The sequence below is a fragment of the Pseudoflavonifractor sp. AF19-9AC genome (genome assembly GCF_003478995.1).
GTDB lineage: Bacteria > Bacillota > Clostridia > Oscillospirales > Oscillospiraceae > Lawsonibacter.
Genome location: NZ_QUGI01000014.1, coordinates 1 through 3186 on the forward strand (window position 1 = coordinate 1; position 3186 = coordinate 3186).

3 protein-coding genes are annotated in these 3186 nt (G+C 54.8%); all 3 read left to right on the forward strand.

From position 1 onward, the window contains the following. The coding region (locus tag DWX58_RS15285) for a hypothetical protein (protein WP_158579311.1) at positions 1-417 on the forward strand (417 nt) is incomplete at its 5' end. A 147-nt stretch (positions 418-564) separates the two neighbouring features. Next, the gene (locus DWX58_RS15025; protein WP_118645406.1) at positions 565-1005 is read left to right on the forward strand and encodes a C-GCAxxG-C-C family (seleno)protein; all 441 of its coding nucleotides are present in this window, start codon (positions 565-567) and stop codon (positions 1003-1005) included. Positions 1006-1136: 131 nt separating this feature from the next. Beyond that, complete coding sequence (locus DWX58_RS15030) at positions 1137-2735, forward strand: amidohydrolase family protein (protein WP_118645409.1); 1599 nt, start codon at positions 1137-1139, stop codon at positions 2733-2735. The last annotated feature ends 451 nt before the right edge of the window (positions 2736-3186 follow it).

Here is a 3186-nt window from a genome sequence, read left to right on the forward strand (position 1 = left end):
ATCACCGGCCGTGTGAACTTCGGCTATGACGAGACCGTCCAGTCCGTCTTTGAGGAGATGAAGCTCTTCCTGCTGGACTACTTCAAGGACGATCCCTGGCTGTCCAAGCATCCTCCCCTCATCGAGAAGGGCGTCATGAAGGGCAACCCCGCCTACGTCCCCCCCGAGACCGAGGTGGTCAAGCTGGTGGAGCGCGTCATCACCGACGTCAAGCAGTTTGATGACTTTATCTACCAGTATCACGGCTCCAGCGAGGTCCGCCTCCCCAACAACTACGGTCACACTCCCACCGTGGGCATCGGCCCCAACTGCGGCGGCCTGGGTACCCGCGATCAGATCGAGTGGGTCGACCTAGAGGACTACATCGCCGGCATCAAGATTGCCGCAGGCCTCATCATTGACTGGTGCTGTGAATAACTCCAGCATTCACAGAAGAACCATCTGAATGAACACACCCGGCCTCCCCGGGCTCTTCCCGGGGAGGCGGTGTTCTTGTGTTCCTTTTTGGGACACCATGCCATTTGATTTATTTTTATAATTTTTTATAACAGGGAGGAATTTAATATGCTGAAGGAACTGATCGAGAGCGGATTTGGCGACGAGGAAAACTACAACTGCGCCGAACGGATTATTTACGGAGCGAACATCGCCTATGGTCTGGGCTTTGACAAGAAGACTCTGAAGCTGTTTGCCGGTATGGGCGGCGGCATGGGCGTGGGCGAAATGTGCGGTGCCATCACTTCCAGCGTGGCCATTATCAGCCACTTCTTCGTGAAGGATCATGCCAATGAGGGCAACTATGAGATCAAGCCCCTGCTCATCGAGTTCATCAACCGCTATGTCAACTACATGAACTGCTACCGCTGCGACTGCAGCCGTCTGAAAGAGCTCTACCGCAATCCTGTGGACAAGTGCTCCAAGGTCATTGCGGGCGCCGCTACCGTTCTGGATGAGTTCCTTCTGGAGAAGGGCGCCGATATCCCCGCTCTGCGCGACAAGACCTGATCTGATTCTGAGAAAAATAAAAATCCAGCAGCTTTGCTGTCTGGATTTTTATTTTTTCTCCGGGAAGTTTCCCCGCACATCGTCCCTCTATTTTCCTCCTATATACATATTAAAATAGTAGGTGATTTGGAATGCTGGATTATTGGATCAAAAACGGCTTTCTCGTTGACGGCAGCGGATCCCCCGGACGGCACGCCTCCATCGGGATTCAGGGCGGCCGCATTGCCCGGATACTCCCCGCTGATGCTTCCATGCCGGCTAGGCATGTGATCGACGCCGCCGGACGCCACATTTTTCCCGGTTTTATTGATTTACACACCCATTCGGATCATACACTGTTTCTGGACGGCCGCGGAATGTCCTTCCTTCGCCAAGGCGTAACGCTGGATACCATGGGCAACTGTGGCTACTCCGCCGCACCGCTGGGCGGACAGGGCGTTTTGGCGAAAAATGTGTTCTGCTATACCCCCTCCGACAAGCCGGTCACCTGGGGCTCCATGGAGGAATATTTCCGCACTCTGGAAACGGCAGGACTGCGTGGCCGTGTGGCTGCGCTGGTGGGACACAGCGCACTGCGCAGCCATGTGATGGGTTACAGCAACCGCCCCGCCACAAAGGACGAGCTGGAGCAAATGTGCAGCTTGCTCCAGCTCTGTTATGACCAGGGTGCCGCAGGCTTCAGCACCGGACTGGAATATTTCCCCGGCAAAGCCGCCCAGCAGGATGAGCTGCAGGCCTTGTGCCGGGTCACAGCCAAGAATAACCGCCTGTACGCCACCCACATCCGCAACCGGGACCGCTTCTATCGCCAGGGCTATCAGGAGGCCATCGATATGGCCAGAGAAACAGGAGTCCGCGTCCAGATTTCCCATGCTATCCCAAAATACGGCGTTCCCAAGGAAGGGGCGGCATGGATCGTAGAGGCGGTGGAAAAGGCCCGGACCGATTCCGACGTGGCCTATGACATCATCCCGTTTCTCTGGGGCCCCACCAGCCTGACAGCTATTCTTCCGGCTGAGCTGCTGGCCCTTCCCACCCAGGAGCTGATCCACCAGCTGCGCCAGCCCTCGGTCCGCCGTGCACTGCGGGAGCGGAGCGACTGCATCTGGCAGCTGATTGTTGACCGCCAGTGGGATTTGGTAAAGCTGCAGCACTGCTCCAACAGCCGCCAATACATCGGCAAGACCCTCCGCCAAATTGGCGAGGAACGAAATCAGGATCCCTTTGACGCCCTGCTGGACATCATCGTGGAGGAGGGCCCTGCCATGTACTCCGGGCTGATCAGCGGCCGTCTGCGCAGCCAGGAGGACTCCTGCCTTCTGCTCTCCCAGCCTTACTGCGGCGTCATCTCCGACGCCATGGCCTTGGCCAAGGATGGTCCCCTGTCCCAGATTATCTGGTCGGACGGCTGCTTCAGCTGGATCTCCGCTCTTCTCCGGACCTACGTATATCAGACGCCCCTTCTGTCCCTGGAGGAAGCAATCCGGCGGATTACCTCTCTGCCGGCCCAGCGGCTGGGGCTTTCCGGCATCGGCGTGCTGGAAGAGGGGTCCTGTGCCGATCTGGCCATCATGGACTTGTCCGCCTATCTTTCTCCCCGCGCCGGCTCCGACTATGCACAGGGGCTTTCCTGGTTGTTCGTAGACGGCCAACCGGTGGTGGAGCAGGACACCTTACTGACCGCCTGTCCTGGTTCCGTTCTGCGTTTTTCCCGTGCTGGAAATTCTTGATTTCCTCCGGGCTGAAAAACGGGTCATTTTTCCCCCTCTCAGCCTTTGAAATTCCAAGGTTTTTCCTAATTCCAGGCTGATTTTCCAGGTGAATCTGTTTCCAGTTCTCCCTCATCTGCCCTCCTTGCCCGGATAATTCCTTCGACTTTTTTATTTTTGTTATTTTTTTAAATTTTTTCCGTTTTATTAAGAGATAGTTAAAATTTTTGTAATAATTTTAAGTATTTTCGCAAAACGGGTACTTAACACCCTTCTTGACAACTCGTTCGTTATCGCTATAATGTACTAAAGTACATGTGTTTATCCTGCAAGGAAACAGCTCTCACTATTCCAGCATGAACTGATTTGTCCATCATTTCCCGCGGCAGTGTTTTCCGGGTTCAGCATGCACGGGAATGCAATAAATCTGTATTTTGTGGAGGTAATTATGGAGAAAACAGAACTGAAAAAG

What these genes read in the sequence shown, in the direction of transcription:
- DWX58_RS15025 (WP_118645406.1), top strand. Translation starts at nt 565, where the DNA reads ATGCTGAAGGAACTGATCGAGAGCGGATTTGGCGACGAGGAAAACTAC.
- DWX58_RS15030 (WP_118645409.1), top strand. Translation starts at nt 1,137, where the DNA reads ATGCTGGATTATTGGATCAAAAACGGCTTTCTCGTTGACGGCAGCGGA.